This is a genomic window from Leucobacter viscericola (assembly GCF_011299575.1).
In the GTDB taxonomy this organism is placed as follows: domain Bacteria; phylum Actinomycetota; class Actinomycetes; order Actinomycetales; family Microbacteriaceae; genus Leucobacter; species Leucobacter viscericola.
On the sequence record NZ_CP049863.1, the window covers coordinates 2622454 to 2641321 of the forward strand.

The following is an 18868-nucleotide window of genomic DNA, read 5'->3' on the forward strand; positions in this document are numbered from 1 at the left end:
CCCAGTTGCGTTAGGCGCAGTCACAGTCTCGGCAGATCCTCGGTTAAATCCCGGGCGTTCACCAGGGGCGAATTCTAACATTAGTAGCGCAATACCAACAAATTGCACCCTACACAATTGGAGAATATTTTTTGACTGGCGTTCTTTCTCGACGTTCTCGCCTTGTAACAGTTTCAGCCACCGCTGCCGCTTTCGGAGCAACGCTCGCATTTGGTGGAGCAACCGCCGTGTTTGCCGAGGAACCACAACCGATCATTGATGTTGTTTATGTCGCAACAAACGTGGACACTTCACAGTTTGATGCCGGAACGGTGGCGGTGACTTACAGCCCGTCATATGACGCAACGCACCCGGTGCCCGATCTATCCCTGTACGGGGGTGCGGGTGAACCACAACCCATGACGATCAACTACACCGTGGCACCTCAGACTCCGGCCGCTGGCACCACATCTGTCGCCACCGCTCCTGTGTCGGGTTGGCCGGTCGTGAGGACCAGCACAAGTGCTGGCAATACCGGTGGAATTGTCGGTGCAACGGCATCGTACCTGTCGTTTAGCGCCGTTGCCGGTGCTGGTACCACCAGCAATACGCCCGCAGCGCAAGCCTCCTGGACGACACACTGGGCGGACGTGCTGTCCGGAAAATACCAGCCCACATCGACCATTGAAGTCAAACGACAAAGCTCTCCGAAGCTACCCGCTGGATTCGGCGCGATGACCCAGCCTGTTTACGCGATGTCAACTTCCGCTTCGAATGGTGTGTCTGGACCCGCGGGCGCAAACATTCCTGTCTTTGCCACCGCATCTGGCATGGATGGCGTAGCCAGGGCAACCTACACAGCACCGTTACCGATCGTTTCAGACACGAACTCACACACCCTGGACATTCTCCGCGGAGCTGGCGATGGTGACCTCTCAAAAACACAGACGGTAAGCCTCAACATGACGTTTGCATCGTTTGTGCTCACCACGACCGACGGCACCACACCGGTGATCCCCGACGTCAAGCCCACAATCACCTCGAAGGCGCCCGCAAACGGTGAGGTTGGTGCCGCGTATACGCACCAGATCACCAGCACTGGTTCGCCTGCCGCAACATACCGAGTATCTGCTGGCAAGCTTCCTGACGGACTCACCCTTGATGGTGCGACGGGGAAGATCACGGGCAAGCCAACCAAAAGTGCCTCGTTCTCGTTCACGGTTGAGGCAACCAACGCTGCCGGTTCGGTAACTGCTGACTACACGATCAAGGTCGCCGAAAAGGGCACAACGCCTCCGTGCACGGTTCCTCGTAAGGTGTCTGTGTTCACCGACGTGGCCGTAAATCAGAAGTTCTACAAAGAGATCGACTGGATGCACTGCATGAAGCTCTCGACCGGTTACGCCGATAAGACGTACCGTCCGAAGACCGAACTGTCGCGTGAAGCGATGGCCGCGTTCATGTATCGCCTTGAAGCACCCAAGGGCTACAAGGCCCCCGCAACCTCTCCATTTTCTGATGTGCCTACGAACCACAAGTTCTACAAAGAGATCGCGTGGATGAAGGAGTCAAAGCTCTCGACCGGTTATGCAGACGGTACGTACCGTCCGCAGGAGAACCTGTCACGTGAGGCGATGGCCGCGTTCATCTACCGACTCGAGGCGCAGGACACAAAGAGCTACAAGGCACCCACAAAGGCAGAATTCGCTGATGTGGCCACAAGCCAGAAGTTCTACAGGGAGATCGCGTGGATGAAGGAGTCAAAGCTCTCGACCGGTTATGCAGACGGCTCGTACCGTCCGAAGGAAGACCTGTCGCGTGAGGCGATGGCCGCGTTCATCTACCGGCTTGTGACCGATTACAGGGCATAACCGGTACACGAAGTTCGCACGAACAAATTGAGTTAGTGCTGCGTGCGGCCCGAGAGAGTATTACTCCTCCCGGGCCACACCCGTGTCCAGATCGCAAAGACCAGCGATCGCCTCGGGTTTCGGCCGGGGAACCTGCCGCGTGAACTCCCAGAGTCCCGCTTGGTTCCGCCCGTAGAATAGCTGCGTGAGCGACAAACTGCTGCATTTGGTGCGCCACGGCGAGGTAGATAACCCCGACCGTGTGCTGTACGGACGCCTGCCTGGGTTTTATCTTTCGGAGAGGGGTCAAAGCATGGCTGAAGCTGCTGCTCTCGAACTCGCCGGGAGCGATCGCCAGGTGGTGAAGCTGTATGCCTCACCGCTTGAACGCACACGTCAGTCTGCGCAGCCGATTGCGAGTGCGCTTGGACTCGATATCGTGCTTGAGGATCGCATCATCGAACCCACCAACTCGTTTGAGGGCATGGTGAATTCGGGATCAGACGCGGCCTTCAAAAAGCCGCGTTACTGGCACCGCTACTGGAACCCGTTCCGGCCGAGCTGGGGTGAGCCCTACCGTCAGATCGCTGATCGTATGCGTCACGCCATGGATGACGCCTGGGACTCCGTGCGGGGCGGCGACATCGTGATGGTGTCGCACCAAAACCCGATTTGGATGGCGCACCTTGATGTTGCAGGCAAGCCGCTTTTTCACAACCCTGCGAGTCGCCGCTGCGACCTTTCAAGCATCACCACGTTTGAGCGCCGCGGAGAGCGCTGGTTCGAAGTTGACTATCGCACGCCCGCTCAGGGGCTGCTTGAGGACGCTGTAGATGTGGGGGCCGTATGATCCGCCGTCGCGCCGCAGCCCTAGTCGCCGTTCCGCTTCTCGCCGCGCTTGCCCTCACTGGCTGCAGCAGCGGGGGGAGTGATCTCTCGAAGCAGTGGCAGGAGTCCAGCGACAAGGGATACGTCTCTGGTGACGGTTCCTCTGAGAGCATTCCGAAAGACAAACGCACAGACCCCGTTAAGTTCTCGGGCGAGACCGACAAGAACAATACGTACGGATCAGCCGACACTCTCGGTTCCGTGACCGTGGTCAATTTTTGGTACGCGGGTTGCGCCCCGTGTCGTGCAGAAGCCCCCGACCTTGAGGCGGCCTACGCTGAGTTCTCCGATAAGGGCGTCAAGTTCTTGGGCGTGAACACGAGGGATCAGGTTGCCCAGGCTCAGCAGTTTGCCGAGCAGTTCAACATTAAGTACCCCTCGATCATGGACAATGCTGGCGGCCGCGCTGTGCAGCGCGCCTTTGCCGGAGAGATACGACTGAATGCCGTGCCTACCACCCTCATCCTCGACACCGAGGGGCGGGTCGCGCACCGTGTCATCGGCCAGCTCGCGGGGGAGTCGCAGCTGCGTACGCTGATCGACGAGACGCTCGCCGAGTCAAGCAAGAGCGACTCGTAACCGACGGTGGACTTGCAAGGAATTGTCGCGGACGGGCAGCTGCTCGTCGCTTCGCTGATTGCACTCGCTGCCGGACTGGTGTCGTTTCTATCGCCGTGTGTGCTGCCACTTGTGCCGGGGTACCTTGCGTATGTTTCCGGAGTTGCCGGCACGGCAAGTGTGAGTGCAGCGGATGCGAAGCGCGCGGGGAGTGCTGAACGTCGTCGCATGTTTCTCGGTTCGATCCTTTTCATCCTGGGATTCACCGTAATTTTCGTGCTTGTAAACATTCTCGCCGGTTCGATTGGGTTCTGGCTCTGGGAATGGCAAGACACTCTCATTCGGGTCATGGGTGCAGTGGTGATCCTGATGGGTCTCGTCTTCATCGGTGCATTTTCGAAGCTGCAGGGGACCAGCCGCCTCAAATTCAAGCCTCGTGTTGGGCTGCTCGGAGCGCCCCTGCTGGGAATCGTGTTTGCACTGGGATGGGCACCTTGCATGGGCCCGACGCTCGGCATGGTCGTGACGCTTAGCGCTCAGACCGGGTCTGTTGGGCGCGCGGTCGTTCTTGCAATTTTCTATTGTCTGGGGCTGGGGATACCCTTTGTACTCGCGACGTTTGGTTTCGGCTGGATGACGCAGACCATGACATTCTTTAAACGGCATATACGCACCGTCAACCTGATCGGCGGCGGCCTTCTGATCCTTATCGGTCTGCTAATGGTGGCCGGAGTCTGGAGCCAAATCATGTTCGAAATGCAGGCGGTGATTGAAGGATATGTCCCGGCCCTCTGATTACGATGATGGCAGCGGAGCTGCTGCGCGCGTAGAGTCACCCGATATCGGGTTCCGCGGCTGGCTGCGTTGGTTCTGGCGTCAGCTCACGAGTATGCGGGTCGCTCTGATCCTGCTGCTGTTGCTCGCGGTCGCCGCGATCCCCGGATCGCTCGTGCCGCAGCGTAGCGCGGATCCGAACGGCGTACTGCAGTACCAGCAGGAACACCCCAAGCTCTTCCCAATCTTGGATGCCTTCCCGATTCAGGCGTTCGATGTCTACGGCTCGGTGTGGTTCTCGGCCATCTACCTGCTGCTGTTTATCTCGCTGATCGGCTGCGTGATCCCGCGTATCACTCACCACTGGCGCGCGTGGCGCGGGCAGCCACCAAAGACTCCTGCCCGACTGCAGCGTATGGCCGGGTACTCCGAAGTTCGGGTGTCGAACCCCGACGCGAGCGACGAAGAACGCGAGGCCTTTGCCGAGCAAGCGATCGCTGAGGCGGCCGCGATCCTGAAGAAGCAACGCTACCGCGTAAGGGTCGAGCAGACGAGCCGCCGCGGAGTTGCTGAAGTATCGGTGTCTGCCGAGCGCGGGTATCTGCGCGAGACGGGTAACCTGATCTTCCACTCGGCTCTTGTGGGCGTATTGATCAGCGTTGGTATCGGCGGACTCTTCACCTTTAACGGCCAGAAGGTGGTTGTTGAGGGTGAGACCATGCTCAATCAGCTCATCGACTACGACACCGTCAACTCGGGGCGTGCCTTCGACACCTCGAGCCTGGAGCCGTTCGGCCTTCGACTGGATTCTCTCGATGTGACCTACGTCACACCCGACGACGGCAACGTGAACGCCATCGGTCAGGTGCGCGACTACACCGCGAACGTGAAGCTCATTGAAACGGACGGGACCGAGTCGAAGCAGACCATCCGCGTGAACCACCCGCTGCGCGTGCACGGCTCACCGATCTACCTGATCGCAAACGGCTACGCGCCGACCATCACGGTGAAGGACGCGAAGGGTAAGGTGCTCTATCACGAGTCCGTACCCTTTATTCCGCAGGACATGAATCTGACCTCCCTCGGGGTGATCAAGGTGCCTTATGGCCTGACAGACAGTAAGGGCAAAGAGACCCAGCTGGGTCTGCGCGGGTTCTTCTATCCGACAAAGGTCGACCTTGAATCGGGTGCTTTCACCTCGAACTACCCCGATCTCGAAAACCCCGTGCTGACACTCGACGTGTTTATGGGTGACCTCGGCCTTGATGATGGTGTGCCGCAGTCGGTGTACGCGCTCGACACCACGAAGATGGAGCAGATCGCGGGTCGTAACCTCGACACCAAGTCGCTGCAACTGACACCGGGTAAAACGGTGGATCTGCCGAATGGGCTCGGCACCGTGACGCTCGACGCTGTGCCTCGCTACGCTTCCTTCGACGTGATGCGCAACCCCGCGCAGGAGTGGGTGCTTGTGTTCGCGCTGCTCTCGCTGGGCGGGCTGATGTGGTCGCTGTTTGTGCCGCGTCGGCGCATGTGGGTCAAGGCGTTGCCCGACGAAGACGGAGTGCTGTTGCAGTACGCCGCCCTCGCCCGCGGTGACGATCCGGCGCTTGAACGGGCCGTAACCGACCTGCGTGATCGCCACCGCGAGCGGCTGTAAGCGCTAGGCGCGCCTCATCTGCACGGCGAGCTTGCCGGTGGTTTCGCCTCGCTCGAGCTCGGCGAGCATCTCCGGGAGCTCGTCGGGCATGCCGACCCGAGTGAGATCCACCTTGATTGCACCGCTGGCAACGGCGTCGAGCGACCACCGCAGTGATTCTGCGGCGTGTTCCGGGTAGCTCGATAGCCAGGCACCAACGTTGAAGCCCGTGGTGGTTTTGTTCTCGAGCCAGTGCGCGAGCGAGCTGAGCTGAACATCGGGTGACTGTGATGCGTTGCCAACCCGCACGAGTCGTCCGCCGTTGCGTAGAGCACGGAACCCAATCTCCGTCGCCTCACCTCCGACCGGGTCAATGACAACGTCGTAGGCACCCTCGGGGATGCGCCCGATTTCGCTGCGCAGGTAGGCGCTGCGGTAACCGAGGTGTTGCGCAAGGCCTCGCTTTTCTTCGGTGCCAGCAACCGCGTCAACGTGTGTGGCACCGAGTGCCTGCGCCACCTGCGCGAATTGCGAGCCCAGACCGCCGACACCCGCGTGTACGAGCATGCTGTCTTGCGGCTCGAACCGCGCTGACCTCGTGAGCGCAAGGTGGGCCGTGACGGTGTTTACGGCCGTGACCGCGGCCATCTCGAGGCTGAGCCCCTGCGGAACAGCGGCAACATGGGTGGCGGGAACACAGGCAACCTCAGCGAACCCACCAGCGCCGAGCAGGATCGCGGCCACGGGATCCCCGACTGAAAATCCGGTGACCCCCTCGCCAAGCTCGCGGATTGTTCCAGAGACCTCAAGCCCGGGCACGAAATCTGGGCCGGAAGGCATAAAACCCGAGGTCCAGAAGGCGTCGATAAGGCCAATCCCCGCAAACGCGACGTCAATGGTGACCTGTCCGGGGCCGGGGTTCGGCGTCGAAACCTCAACGGGGCGGAGGGTGTTGGATCCTGCCCCCTGAATAACTGTGTGAGCAAGCATGATTCTCCTTAGTGCTGCGAACTACGTGAACCAGAACACTAGAAGTTGGAGTGCACTCCAGCACAAGCTCACGGCGGAGGCTTTGGCTGGGAATGCTTTGAAGTCGCCGAATTATGCTCGTCTGCATGCAGAACAAAACTGGCGTGGGGATCACCGAGCTCTCGGAGCTCACCGGGCTCAGCAGCGACACGCTGCGCTGGTACGAACGCGAAGGCATTTTGCCTCGGGTTGGGCGGACGTCCGCTGGTCGACGGCACTACAGTGCGCGTGAGCAGGGGGTGGTGATGCTGCTCACCTCACTTCGTGAAACCGGGATGCCGACAGCGATGATGAAGGAGTTCGTCGCGCTTTTTGAGGAGGGGGCGGCCAGCCACGGACGCCGCATCACGCTGATGCAAGAAACGAGGGAACTGCTGGATCAGCGGCGCGCTCGACTCGACGAGGCTGCTGCCGCGCTCGACGCGAAGATCGACCACTATGAGCAGTTGATTAGTGAAGGACTCGACTGCGATGGGGCACCCGTGACTCCGGGCGTGCGCGGGCTGCAGATTCAGCGCGGCTAAGAAACCTCCGCGTGGCCCGCGATACCGAGCCGTTCACCGAGCCCAAAGTAGTGCCTGAAGTTATAGACCAGCGGGCTCCAGCGCTCGGGGTTGACGTGGGAAGTGTGCGGAACAGTCAGCTCATCGGCCGCGTAGACCCTGCTGCACCGTGCATACACAATCGAGAGGCCGTCAGGCTCGTCATGGATGGAAGTGACCTTGGCCTCTAGATGCACGGGGAGTTCTGCGGCTCGTTGAGGAGCGACTGTGTCGGAGGGGAGAGGGTGCCACCCGACTGCTTCGAACTTGTTCGCAATGAAGCGTGAACCCTTGCGTTTACTTGTTGGAACAGGGTCAGCGCCTGTCATGCCGCCGAGCTTCTCCACCGTCTGCCAGGTTTCCCCGTTGGCAAGGTTCAGAACCAGCTCGGGGTTTCGCCTGAGGTTAGCCACCGTGTGCCCGTCTGAGCCGAGACCGATGACCAAAAGGTTGTCGAGGGCCCAAAAGGAGGAAATTGGAGCCAGGTTCGAGGTTCCTGCTTCGTTCAGGGAAGAGACAACTCCTACCGGGTTTCCGAAATAGAGCACGGAAGGCTCGATCACGCGGTGGGTGGTGTTTGGGGTCGAGCTCTGAACTTGGTCGCCTGGTGCCTGCTGCGGTCCTTTGGAATCGGCTTGAGCGAGGGAGAGGAACGAGGATGCGCACATGCCACTATCTTCGGCCCCATTCGTTTCGGTCGCGGTCGAACTGTGGCCCTCAAAAAGGGGATCAGCCTTGATGCTGTTCGCCATGCCGCAGAGATCGCGCCGATTCAAGCTGCCTCGGAGGCTGGACGGGCTAGCATATAGGGGTGACTCGTCCCGACACTGAAACCAAACGTGCAGCCGAAGTTTCGGCGATGTTCGACGAGGTTTCCCCGCGCTATGACCTCATCAACGATGTGCTCACGGTCGGCAGTGACCGACTCTGGCGGATCGCCACAACGAAGGCCGTTGGGCCACGCAAGGGCATGCGGATCCTCGATCTCGCAGCGGGCACCGGAACCTCGTCAGCTGCGCTCGCCGCACACGGCGCCGAGGTTGTAGCCGCTGACTTCTCCGAGGGCATGCTCGCGGAGGGGCGTAAGCGGCACGCTGCCAACCCACTCATCGAGTTCATTTGGGCCGATGCAACGGACCTCCCCTTCGAAGATGACAGCTTTGACGCCGTCACCATTTCTTATGGCCTGCGCAACGTGAACGATCCGAAAAAGGCGCTCGCCGAGATGTTCCGTGTTGTGAAGCCGGGCGGTCGCGTCGTCATCGCAGAGTTTTCAACACCGCCATCGTCGCTGATCCGGGCACCATACGGTGCCTACTCGCGCCACGTGCTCCCCAGGATCGCGGGTGTTATCAATAAGTGTGCCGCAGAGGCGTACCGCTACCTCAACGAGTCGATCGAGGCTTGGCCAGCCCAAGACGAGCTTGCGTCCTGGCTGCGTGAAGCCGGGTTCGAGCGCGTTGCGTACCGCAACCTGACATTCGGCGTGGTCGCGCTGCACCGTGGGTTTGTGCCGCGTAAGCCCCAGAAGCCGGTCGCCACTAAGCCGGCTGCCAAGCCTAAGCCTGCTGCTAAGCCCAAAGCTGCCGCGAAACCAGCCGCGAAGCCAACGACCTCGGCCAAACCCAAAACAGCCTCCGCTAAGCCCAAGGCCGCGGCAGCAAAGCCGAAGCCCGCTGCTGCCAAACCAGCCAATACGAAGCCTAAACCCAAGCCCAAGCAGGCCCCCGCGAAGCCGAGCGATGGAGAGAAGAAGTGAACCGTCACATCGCCGAGGACACCGCCACCCAGGCGCTCCCCATGAACCTCTTCAGGGGAGTACAAGATCGCCGTCACGCGAAAGCGCTGCAGGCTGAACTTGAAATCGTTGAGGGTGGGCTGCTCGAAAACCTGACTTTTGCCTCGCCGGTCGCTGACGTACCCGCGCGCTACCTGTTGAACGCAGGCGGTAAGCGCATCCGACCGATGCTCACGCTGCTCGCCAGTGAGCTCGGCAGTGGCCCGAACGAACTGGTGCGCCGCGCCGCGCAGGCCGTCGAGATCACCCACCTCGCTTCGCTCTACCACGACGATGTTATGGACGACGCGAAACTGCGCCGAGGGGTTCCGGCCGCTCAAACCGTGTGGTCAAACTCGATCGCGATCCTGGCCGGCGACCTACTGTTTGCCCGCGCCTCAACCCTCGTCTCGGGCATGGGCGAAGAGGCGATCCTGCTGCAGGCGCGCACCTTCGAGCGTCTCTGCCTGGGGCAGCTGCACGAAACGGTGGGCCCACAGCCCGAGGACGAGCCGATCCCGCACTACCTGCAGGTACTCGCCGATAAGACGGGTGCGCTCATCGCGTGTGCGGCGCGCATGGGTGTCATGTTCGGTGAGGCGCCGCTCGAGTATGCCGATCCCGTTATGGAATACGGTGAGCGGATCGGCGTCGCCTTCCAGCTCATCGACGATGTGATCGACCTCTCGCCGAAGAAGGAGCAGACCGGCAAGCGTGCCGGAACCGATCTGCGCGCCGGTGTCGCCACGTTGCCGCTGTTGTTGCTGCGGGAGAGCGCCGCAAACGGCAACGGTGCAGACGCCGAGCTGCTGGCCAGCATCGACGCTGGAGTCGACGCGATCGCCGCAGGCGCGGACCCGGCACTGTTGGACCCCGAGGTGACCGCACTGCGAGAGCACGACGTTACACGTGAAACCGAGGCGACTGCTCGTCGCTGGGCCGAGGACGCGGTTGGTGCGCTCGACGTGCTGCCAAAGTCTTCCGTGAAGCGCGCGCTTGAGCGGATGGCCGAGTCCATCGTGACCCGCGAGGGCTAGACCTCCACGATCCCGCGCGAGCACTTTTTCTCGCGCAAGGGTCGCAGGATCTTCCTCGGAATCTGCAACTCACTCAACAGTTATTGGCAACACTTCCCCACGGAGAATACCGCTTGCGGGAACGGAAGGAACAGCAATGAGCAAGATGCGACTGGCAATTGTAGGCGCGGGCCCGGCTGGAATCTACGCGGCTGATCTGCTGCTGAAAGCTGAGCGTGACTTCGAGGTTGAGATCGATCTGTTCGAGCAGCTTCCGGCCCCCTACGGACTCGTGCGCTACGGCGTCTCACCCGATCACCCGCGCATCAAGGGCATCATCACGGCCCTACGCGAGGTGCTTGATAGCGGTCAGATCCGCTACTTCGGCAACGTGCGCTACGGCCAAGACATCACCCTCGAAGACCTGAAGACCCACTACCACGCGGTCATCTTCTCGACCGGCGCGATCCGCGATGCTGCGCTCACGATCCCGGGTATCGAAGCCGGTGGATCCTACGGTGCCGCTGATTTCGTGAGCTGGTTCGACGGCCACCCCGACGTGCCGCGCACCTGGCCCCTCGAGGCCGCCGAGGTCGGCGTGATCGGCAACGGTAACGTCGCCCTCGACATCTCGCGCATGCTCATTAAGCACGCCGACGATCTGCTGCCCACGGAGATCCCCGACAACGTCTACCAGGGCTTGAAAGAAAACCCGATCCAGGATCTGCACCTCTTTGGCCGCCGCGGCCCGAAGTACGTGAAGTTCACACCGCTTGAGCTGCGCGAGCTCGGCGAGGTGCGCGACGTCGACATGGTGCTCGACGAGCGCGATTTCGCCCACGACGACGCTTACGCCGACGAGACCCTCGCCAAGAACAAGCAGGTGCTGGTCATGACTCGCGTCATGGACAAGTGGCTGCAGGATCAGCGAGCGCGCGAGGAGAGCGGCGAGCACGCCTCGCGCCGCCTGCACATGCACTTCTGGTCGAAGCCGATCGAGGTTGTGGTTGAAGACGGTCGTGTTGCTGGGCTCAAGATCGAGCGCACCGCCCCCGATGGTGACGGCGGTGTGATCGATACCGGTGAGTTCGAGGTTATCCCGATGCAGGCGCTCTATCGTGCGATCGGGTACTTTGGATCACCGCTCGACGAGATCCCATTTGATGAGACGGCGGGTGTGATCCCGAACAGCCAGGGCCGCGTGCTCGATCTTGAGGGCCAGCAGATTCCTGGTGTGTACGCGACCGGTTGGATTAAGCGTGGCCCTGTCGGCCTGATCGGTCACACGAAGTCGGATGCGATGGAGACCCTCGAGTGCCTGCTTGAGGATCGCGCGAAGCTTTGGGAGCCCGAGGCCACCGACACGGATGCTGTGCCCGCGCTGCTGCACTCGCGCGATGTTCCGTATACGACGATTGAGGGCTGGCACCGCCTGGACGAGCACGAGCTTGGCCTTGGTGAGGCCGAGGGGCGCACGCGCATCAAGGTGGTTCCGCGCGACGACATGACGCGGATCTCGCGCGGCGAGTAACCCGCAGGCCATCAAGGCGGCGCCAGCGGCCCACGCCCAGAGTGAGCCGGTGGTGGCGAGGATCAGCAGCACCCCGCTGGCTCCGCTCAGCACACTGAACGCTGCGCGTTTCGCAGAGATCGTGGTCGATGCGGTTCGGGTCGTGACTGGTTGTGTCGCCTGAACACCCGAGGGCTTTTTTGGCCCGCGTTCGATCCTGCCCGCCACCGCAACGACCGCGACGACCGCGATCCCGGCCGCAACAAGCCACACGGGCCTGCTCAGCCACCACTCGGGTGTGAGCGGGATCGGCAATGACGGCCCGGCGATCAGCAGCAGCCCGGCGAGCAACACCACAACCGGCATGTGCCACGAGTAGACGGTCATCGAGTGGCTGTTGAGCGCGTCTGAGACCCGGCTTACCTTGGGGTTCCCGGCCAGTGCCGCGAGTTTCGGGCGCAGCACCGTAAAGAGCTTGAACTGCACGACCCCGAGCAGCGCGAGTGCCGCGGTCGGCGGATTCAGGGCCTCAAAGAGGTTCATCGGTGAGGCGCCGATAGCCATCAGCGTGACGATGCCGGCGACCGCAAACCAGGCGGTGCGAGCGCTCGGGATCCGGCCGTCTGCCAGCCAGAACCCGAGCTGCTGAACGGCGAGCCACACGAACAGCAGGTTCGCGAAACCGATGGCGTCGATGCCCGTTACGAAGCGCAGCGCATCGACGGTCGCGATGCCGAGTCCCAGGCTCAGGAGCGTGAGGCGCGGTGCCCGCTCGTGCAGCTTGATCATGAGCGGCACAAGCGCCGAGCAGAGAATGTAGACGCCGAGAAACCAGAGCGGTTGGCTGATCCGCCACCCCGCTGTCGCGACGATGTCAGGGGATGCTCCAGAGAGTGCGAGTCCGCACAGGGCGACCACCGTCGCGCCCGCTGCGGCGAGCGGCACGGGCAACAGCCTGCGGAGGCGCGTTGCAACGTAGTCGGACGGGGATGTCCCACGAGACCGTAGGCGACGATAGTGGGTGGCCGAGGCGAAGCCGCCGAGAATGAAAAAGAGTGGCATCATCTGGGCGAACCACGAGAACACGGTGAACCCCGACCACGGCTCAAGCGCGTTCTCCAGTACCGGAGTGCCACCCTGAACGCTCACCCCAACCATGAGCGCGTGCACCCCCACCACCGCGAGCAGGCAGGCAGCGCGCACGAGGTCGACGGTGCGGTCCCTCTTGGTCTGCGCTGGCTTTCCGCTGGTTTCGAGGGTCTCGCGAGCCTCGCTGCTCAGTGAGACCGGAGCAGAAACGGGTGTGGCGAGTGACATGGGGGAGGTCCTTCCATCGAGCATGAAAGAACCATCTCGCGCAGGTCTACCCGACCGCTTCACTCCGGGGAGCCAAATTGACCCCCTACTGAGGTGCTACTGATCCGGCTGCACCAGACCCGCGTCGTACGCGAGGATGACGGCCTGCACACGGTCCCGCAACTGCAGCTTCGAGAAGATGCGAGTGATGTGCGTCTTCACCGTCTGCTCGGCGATGAACAGCTCCGCGGCGATCTCGGCGTTGGACAGGCCACGCCCGATGCCCACGAGAATCTCGCGCTCGCGCTCGGTGAGGTCGGCAAGGCGCAGGCGGTGCTTGTCACTCGGTGGACGGTGTGCGGCAAAGCGATCCAGCAGTCGCCGAGTCACGCTCGGGGCGAGCAGCGCGTCGCCCGCGGCGACCACACGCACGGCGTGCACCAGGTCCGCGGGTGGTGCGTCTTTCAGCAGGAAGCCGCTCGCACCAGCGGCGAGAGCGTCGTGCACGTATTCGTCGATGTCGAAGGTGGTCAAGATGATCACGTGCGGCCGGTGCTCGTAGCGCGGCGGCGGATCCATCAGCTGCTTTGTCGCCTCAAGCCCGTTCATTTCGGGCATGCGCACGTCCATCAGTACGATGTCGGGGCGCAGTTTGCGCGAGAGCTCCACGGCGTCCGCACCGTTCTCCGCCTGCCCGACCACTTCAAAGTCGGGTTGGGCGTCGAGGATTGCGGCGAACCCCGCCCGCACCATCGCCTGGTCGTCGGCGATGAGAATAGATACGGTCATGCTGTGCTGGCCTCCAGAGTAAGCGGGATGATCGCGAGAACAGCGAAGCCGCCCTCTGCCGTGGGGGCTGTGCGGAGCGAACCGCTGAGAGCTGCGACTCGTTCTTGCATGCCGCGGATCCCGTGCCCGCTCGTGTCGACACCGTGTGAGGCGGCGTCCGAGGGAGCCGTATTTGTGATGCTGATTCGAAGCTGGCTGCCCGATCCTGGTTTCGCCTCGTGGCTCAGCTCCACCTCCGCCCGTGACCCCGGGGCGTGACGCACAACATTGCTGAGGGATTCTTGAACCACTCGATAGATCGTGAGCTCCATGACCGGCGTCATGCGCTGTCGCACCTGTTCGGGCACAAGATCGTTGAGCGTGGCGTCGAGCAGTGTTGAGCGTGCTCCCGCAACGAGGTCTGGCAACTCGGCAAGCCCCGGTTGTGGCGCCTGCTCGGCATCCTCGTCTGCCCGAAGCACCCCGAGCAGCGCGCGCATCTCACCGAGGGCGGTGCGCGCGGTTGCGGCGAGCTCGTCAAACTCGTCGGCGACCTGGGAGCTGATATCGGGGTAGCGGTAGCGGGCGCTCGCCGCCTGCACTTGGATCACCGACATGCCATGAGCGACAACGTCGTGCATCTCGCGGGCGATCCGCGTGCGCTCTTCCACGATCTCGCGACGCGCGAGCGCGATCTCCGACACTTCACGGGCTTCGCGAAGTTCACCGCGGGTCAGGATCGCGGTGCGCAGCACCACGCCGCCGAGCACGGCAGCAGCGGCTAGCGTGAGAAACACCGTGATATTCGCGACGATCGGGCCGGGCGGCATCGCAGCGCCGACCACCGTAGCCACACTGGTCGATACGGCCGCAACAAGCGCACCCGCCACTGTGGCCGAGAGCCAGCGGCCGCGGGTGGCTCCGATCACGAGTGTGACCACCATCGCAATGATGGACGTGACCGGGATCGGCCAGGGTGCCTCGGGTGGGATCGTGCGGCTGAGCGCCACTATGACGGCTGTGGCCACCGTGGTCGTCAGGATTCCCCAGCGGGGAAAACGGTTGACGAGCACAACCCCGGCAACCTGCAGCGCCGAGAGTCCGAGGCTGTAGGCGACGGGGGAGTCGTACACGGTGGCCCCGAGCGTGGAGCTCACCGCAAACAGGGTGATGGCGATAGCCGACACCGCAACCCAGACCCACGGCACCTGCCGCAACTGCACCCTCATGCGGCAAGGTTATCGCGGAGTGGGGTCATAAGGTGGGTGCTATCTCGCCGCCGAGCCAAAATGATGCTTGCGCTGTGGCAAAGCCTATGGATAGGCTGTTCCAGGTATCCCACAAACCCGGAAAGGAGCGGATCATGGCATCAATCAATTTGCCCCCAACGATCGCGTTCACTCTTCCGGGCAGTGCCCTGTCCGGCCGGAATTAGCTTCGTAGCGGCGGTCTGCCGCCGACCTTCCGCCCGCACACTCTCGCGCCTTCAGCGCCGCCAGCACTTGCAACCCGCGCCCTCGCGCGCACGCTTCATCAGGGATCATGACTTCTTCACAACTGCCCTCTTCGGCACACAATTCACCTTCGTCACAGACCGAGACGAAACGACAGCCAACTCTTAAGGCGCTCGCTCGCCTGCTGCCGTTTGCCAAACCCGCACTTCCCCGCCTCATCGGCGGCCTCTTTGTGGGCCTCGGAGCGGCCCTCGCCGCCCTCGCCATCCCACTCGTACTGCAGTGGGTCATCGATGGCCCGCTGAGCGCCGCCATGCAAAGCAACGGCGATCGTTCACAGATCGTCTGGGCCACACTCGGGGTGCTCGGGCTCGGAATCATCGAGGCCGCACTCGTGTACTTCCGGCGTGTGCTCGTGCTCGCACCCTCGACCGAGGTCGAGTACGCGGTGCGACAGAGCTTCACCGAGCGCCTGCTGCGTCTGCCGGTTGCGTTCCACGACCGCTGGCAGTCGGGCCAGCTGCTGAGCCGTATGATGCAAGACATCAGCATGATCCGGCGCTGGCTCGCGTTCGGCTCGATCCTGCTGCTCATCAACCTGATCACAATCGTCGTCGGAACGGCGCTGCTGTTCCGCTGGCACTGGTCGCTCGGTGTGGTGTTTGTGGTGTGCTCGATTCCGATCTGGGTGGTGGGTTTCCGCTTTGAGCAGCGCTACGGCACGCTGTCGCGCAACAGCCAGGATCAGGCGGGTGACCTCGCGACCTCCGTTGAAGAGAGCGTGCACGGCATCCGGGTGCTCAAGGCCTTCGGTCGTGGCAGCCACGCGCTCAACAAGTTCGTGAAACAGGCCGAGACCCTGCGCGACACCGAGCTCAAAAAGGGCTACGAGGTTGGGCTGCTGTGGTTCTGGTACGACCTGGTTCCGGTGCTCGCGCTCGGGCTGAGCCTGATCACGGGCATCTGGCTGGTGAGTCGTGGCGAACTAACGGTGGGTGAGCTGTTCGCATTCTTCGCGATGGCAACGGCGCTGCGCTGGCCGATGGGATCGCTCGGCTTCCTATTCTCCTTCCTGATCGACACCCGCACCGCGACGGATCGTGTGTTCGAGGTGTTCGATTCACAGGTGGTGATTCGGGATCCCGCTGACCCCAAAACGATCGCAGACCCGAAGGGGGAGCTCGCGTTTCGAGACGTGCACTTCCACTACCCCGACGCGCGTGACAGCGAGACCGACATCATTGACGGCTTCGACCTTGTGTTGCGGCCGGGCGAAACGATGGCCCTTGTTGGGGTCACGGGCAGCGGCAAGACCACACTCACGACCCTGCCGACGCGACTCTACGATGTGACGGCCGGTGCCGTCGAGATCGACGGAATCGACGTGCGCGAGCTGCGCCTCGAAGAACTGCGCAGCCTCATTGGTGTTGCGTTCGAGGAGCCGGTTCTGTTCTCGTCGACGGTTCGCGAGAACGTGCTGCTTGGTCGCCACGACCTTGACCTGCACAGCGCCGAGGCCGACGCGGTGCTTCGAGAGGCACTTGACGTCGCCCAGGCGAGCTTCGTGTTCGATCTGCCCGATGGCCTCGACACCGCGGTTGGTGAGGAAGGGCTGAGCCTTTCCGGCGGCCAACGGCAGCGCCTCGCTCTCGCACGAGTGGTGGCGGCGAAGCCAGCGATCCTCGTGCTCGATGATCCGCTGTCGGCCCTCGATGTCGACACCGAAGCGCTTGTTGAGGCGGCCCTGAGGCGGGTACTCGCAAACACGACGGCGCTGATCGTCGCCCACCGACCCTCAACCGTCGCCCTCGCTGACCGCGTCGCGGTCATGCGCGACGGCCGCATCGAGGCAGTCGGCACCCACGCGGAGTTGCTGCGCACGAGCGCGCACTACCGCCACCTGATCGTCAGTATTACCCCGGAGGCAACGCGATGAGCGCGGAAAGCGTGCGCGGCACGAGCGGTGAAGACCGCGAACACTACACAAAGGCGGAGAGCCGGGCGATCCGGCGCCGCTCACTGCACCTGCTCGGCTCGATCCTGAAGCCGTTGCGCAAGCTCATGCTGCTGACGGCGGTTGTGGTGGTCGTCTCGACGGGGATGCGGGTGATCGGCCCGATGCTGATCGCGGCGGGCATCGACGATGCGCTTCCCCGCGCTATCGACCAGGGTGATTGGGTGCCCGCGGTCTTGATCACCATCGCGTTCCTGCTCTCGGGAGCGATCGCGGCGGGGCTCGTCGGTTGGTACGTCGTGCTGATCGCGCGCCTCACCCAGGCGGTGATGCTCGAGATGCGCATGCGCATTTTCAGGCACACGCAGCGCCTCAGCCTGGAGTTTCACGAGGGCTACACGTCGGGGCGCATCATCTCGCGGCAAACGAGTGACCTGGAGTCGATCCAGGAGCTGCTCGACGGCAGCCTGAACGAGCTGATCGACGCGGTGCTGATCGGCACATTTACCGTCATCGCGCTCTGCCTGCTCGATTGGCAAAGCGGGGTGTTGCTGATCTGCATGGGCATTCCGCTCGCCATTTTGATGCGCTGGTTTGTGATCGAGTCGCAGAAGGGGTTCCGCGGTACTCGTGTCGCGAGCGCGCGCCTGATCGTGCAGTTCGTCGAGATGATGACGGGGATCCGCGCCGTGCAGGCCTTCCGCACCGAACGTCGCAATGCAAAGGCGTTTGCGGAGGTCTCGGACGAGTACCGGCGCACGAACCTGCGCGTGATTCGCCTGTATGGCGTGCTTGATCCTGGCCTGATTTTGCTCGCGAACGTGACGATTGCGGCCGTGCTGCTGTGGGGTGCGCTGCGCGTGAGTGAGGGGACCTTGGCGCTCGGTGTTCTGCTCGCGGCGGTGCTGTACGTGCGCAACTTCTTCGGCCCGATTGAAGAGGTCGCCATGTTCTTGAACTCATACCAGTCGGCGGCCGCGGCACTTGAGAAGGTGTCGGGTGTGCTGGAGGAGGAGCCGACGGTTCCGGATCCTGCACAGCCTATTGCGCTGCCGCGCGCTCGCGGCTCGCTTGCCTTTGACCGCGTGGAGTTTGGGTACGGAAACGGCCGCAAGGTGTTGTCAGAGTGCTCGCTCGAATTGCCCGCTGGGCAGACGGTGGCGCTTGTTGGTACGACCGGTGCGGGCAAGTCGACACTCGCGAAGCTGGTGGCGCGGTTCTACGATCCGACGTCTGGTGCCGTGCTTCTCGACGGGGTCGATTTGCGCTCGCTTGCCGCTGAGGATCTGCGGCGCGCTATCGTGATGGTGACGCAGGAGGCGTACCTCTTTAGTGGCACGGTCGCGGAGAACATTGCGCTGGGCAAACCCTCGGCGACGGCTGCTGAGATTCGTGCGGCGGCCCGAACCGTCGGGGCTGAGTCGTTCATTGATGCGCTACCTGACGGGTTTGATACCGATGTGAACAAGCGAGGCGGCAGGGTGTCGGCGGGGCAGCGTCAGCTGATCTCGTTTGCCCGGGCGTTCCTCGCGGATCCGGCCGTGCTGATCCTCGACGAGGCGACTGCCTCGCTTGACCTGCCGAGCGAGCGCCTGGTGCAGGAGGCGCTGCAAAGACTGCTCGCGGATCGAACGGCGATCATCATCGCGCACCGCCTGTCGACAGTGGCGATTGCCGATCGAGTGCTGGTGATGGAGCACGGCCGGGTGATTGAGGATGGTTCGCCCGAGGAGCTGGTCTCTGCTGGGGGTCGCTTCGCGAAACTGCACGCCGAGTGGCAGAGCACGCTGGCTGGGTAGTTCGGTTCCTCGCTTCTCGGTCTCTCGCTTCTCGG

At 62.7% G+C, this 18868-nt stretch carries 15 protein-coding genes and 1 pseudogene; 11 read left to right on the forward strand and 5 right to left on the reverse strand.

Annotation, left to right across the window (positions count from 1 at the left end):
• The first annotated feature begins 131 nt into the window (after nt 1-131).
• From G7068_RS11390 to resB, 5 genes are all read left to right on the forward strand, one after another.
• Nucleotides 132-1850 (forward strand): S-layer homology domain-containing protein, encoded by a 1719-nt coding sequence (locus tag G7068_RS11390; protein ID WP_166292067.1) that lies wholly within the window; start codon nt 132-134, stop codon nt 1848-1850.
• Between the two features lie 184 nt (nt 1851-2034).
• Nucleotides 2035-2679 carry a histidine phosphatase family protein gene (locus G7068_RS11395; protein WP_166292068.1) on the forward strand — a complete coding sequence of 215 codons (645 nt, stop codon included), beginning with the start codon at nt 2035-2037 and terminating at the stop codon, nt 2677-2679.
• Nucleotides 2676-3296 carry a TlpA family protein disulfide reductase gene (locus G7068_RS11400; RefSeq protein WP_166292069.1) on the forward strand — a complete coding sequence of 207 codons (621 nt, stop codon included), beginning with the start codon at nt 2676-2678 and terminating at the stop codon, nt 3294-3296. Before G7068_RS11395 ends, G7068_RS11400 begins: the two co-directional genes overlap by 4 nt.
• Before the next feature lie 6 nt (nt 3297-3302).
• Nucleotides 3303-4070 (forward strand): cytochrome c biogenesis CcdA family protein, encoded by a 768-nt coding sequence (locus G7068_RS11405; protein WP_166292070.1) that lies wholly within the window; start codon nt 3303-3305, stop codon nt 4068-4070.
• A complete protein-coding gene (resB, locus tag G7068_RS11410) occupies nt 4054-5709 on the forward strand; it encodes a cytochrome c biogenesis protein ResB (RefSeq protein WP_166292071.1) in 1656 nt (551 codons plus the stop codon). Before G7068_RS11405 ends, resB begins: the two co-directional genes overlap by 17 nt.
• Nucleotides 5710-5712: 3 nt before the next feature.
• Here the strand turns inward: resB and G7068_RS11415 are convergent, their stop codons facing one another.
• Nucleotides 5713-6678: a quinone oxidoreductase family protein gene (locus tag G7068_RS11415; RefSeq protein WP_166292072.1), complete on the reverse strand. Its 966-nt coding sequence runs from the start codon at nt 6676-6678 to the stop codon at nt 5713-5715.
• A 125-nt stretch (nt 6679-6803) separates the two neighbouring features.
• Here G7068_RS11415 and G7068_RS11420 point away from each other — a divergent pair, with 125 nt between their 5' ends.
• Entirely contained in the window at nt 6804-7241 is a 438-nt protein-coding gene (locus G7068_RS11420) for a MerR family transcriptional regulator (protein ID WP_205881287.1), read from the forward strand.
• Here the strand turns inward: G7068_RS11420 and G7068_RS11425 are convergent.
• The gene (locus G7068_RS11425; RefSeq protein WP_205881288.1) at nt 7238-8011 is read right to left on the reverse strand and encodes a flavin reductase family protein; all 774 of its coding nucleotides are present in this window, start codon (nt 8009-8011) and stop codon (nt 7238-7240) included. The genes G7068_RS11420 and G7068_RS11425 overlap by 4 nt on opposite strands.
• Nucleotides 8012-8070: 59 nt before the next feature.
• On the opposite strand from G7068_RS11425, the gene ubiE reads away from it, so the two are divergent.
• The 3 genes from ubiE (at nt 8071) to G7068_RS11440 (ending at nt 11583) form a co-directional block, all read left to right on the forward strand.
• Nucleotides 8071-9018, forward strand: a complete 948-nt coding sequence (gene ubiE / locus G7068_RS11430) for a bifunctional demethylmenaquinone methyltransferase/2-methoxy-6-polyprenyl-1,4-benzoquinol methylase UbiE (protein ID WP_166292074.1) — start codon at nt 8071-8073, stop codon at nt 9016-9018.
• A gap of 41 nt (nt 9019-9059) precedes the next feature.
• Nucleotides 9060-10073 carry a polyprenyl synthetase family protein gene (locus G7068_RS11435; RefSeq protein ID WP_166293151.1) on the forward strand — a complete coding sequence of 338 codons (1014 nt, stop codon included), beginning with the start codon at nt 9060-9062 and terminating at the stop codon, nt 10071-10073.
• A 136-nt stretch (nt 10074-10209) separates the two neighbouring features.
• Nucleotides 10210-11583: an FAD-dependent oxidoreductase gene (locus tag G7068_RS11440; RefSeq protein ID WP_166292075.1), complete on the forward strand. Its 1374-nt coding sequence runs from the start codon at nt 10210-10212 to the stop codon at nt 11581-11583.
• A gap of 216 nt (nt 11584-11799) precedes the next feature.
• Here the strand turns inward: G7068_RS11440 and G7068_RS16525 are convergent.
• The 3 genes and pseudogenes from G7068_RS16525 to G7068_RS11450 all read right to left on the reverse strand — a co-directional run.
• A pseudogene (locus G7068_RS16525) lies at nt 11800-12903 on the reverse strand (acyltransferase family protein); the annotation flags it as partial.
• Between the two features lie 72 nt (nt 12904-12975).
• Nucleotides 12976-13647, reverse strand: coding sequence for a response regulator (locus G7068_RS11445; RefSeq protein WP_166292076.1), 672 nt, complete (start codon nt 13645-13647; stop codon nt 12976-12978).
• Nucleotides 13644-14855 carry a sensor histidine kinase gene (locus tag G7068_RS11450; protein ID WP_166292077.1) on the reverse strand — a complete coding sequence of 404 codons (1212 nt, stop codon included), beginning with the start codon at nt 14853-14855 and terminating at the stop codon, nt 13644-13646. Before G7068_RS11450 ends, G7068_RS11445 begins: the two co-directional genes overlap by 4 nt.
• A 313-nt stretch (nt 14856-15168) precedes the next feature.
• On the opposite strand from G7068_RS11450, the gene G7068_RS11455 reads away from it, so the two are divergent.
• Together G7068_RS11455 and G7068_RS11460 are read left to right on the forward strand one after the other, a co-directional pair.
• A complete protein-coding gene (locus G7068_RS11455) occupies nt 15169-17016 on the forward strand; it encodes an ABC transporter ATP-binding protein (RefSeq protein WP_166292078.1) in 1848 nt (615 codons plus the stop codon).
• The gene (locus G7068_RS11460) at nt 17013-18833 is read left to right on the forward strand and encodes an ABC transporter ATP-binding protein (RefSeq protein WP_166292079.1); all 1821 of its coding nucleotides are present in this window, start codon (nt 17013-17015) and stop codon (nt 18831-18833) included. Before G7068_RS11455 ends, G7068_RS11460 begins: the two co-directional genes overlap by 4 nt.
• Nucleotides 18834-18868 lie beyond the last annotated feature (35 nt).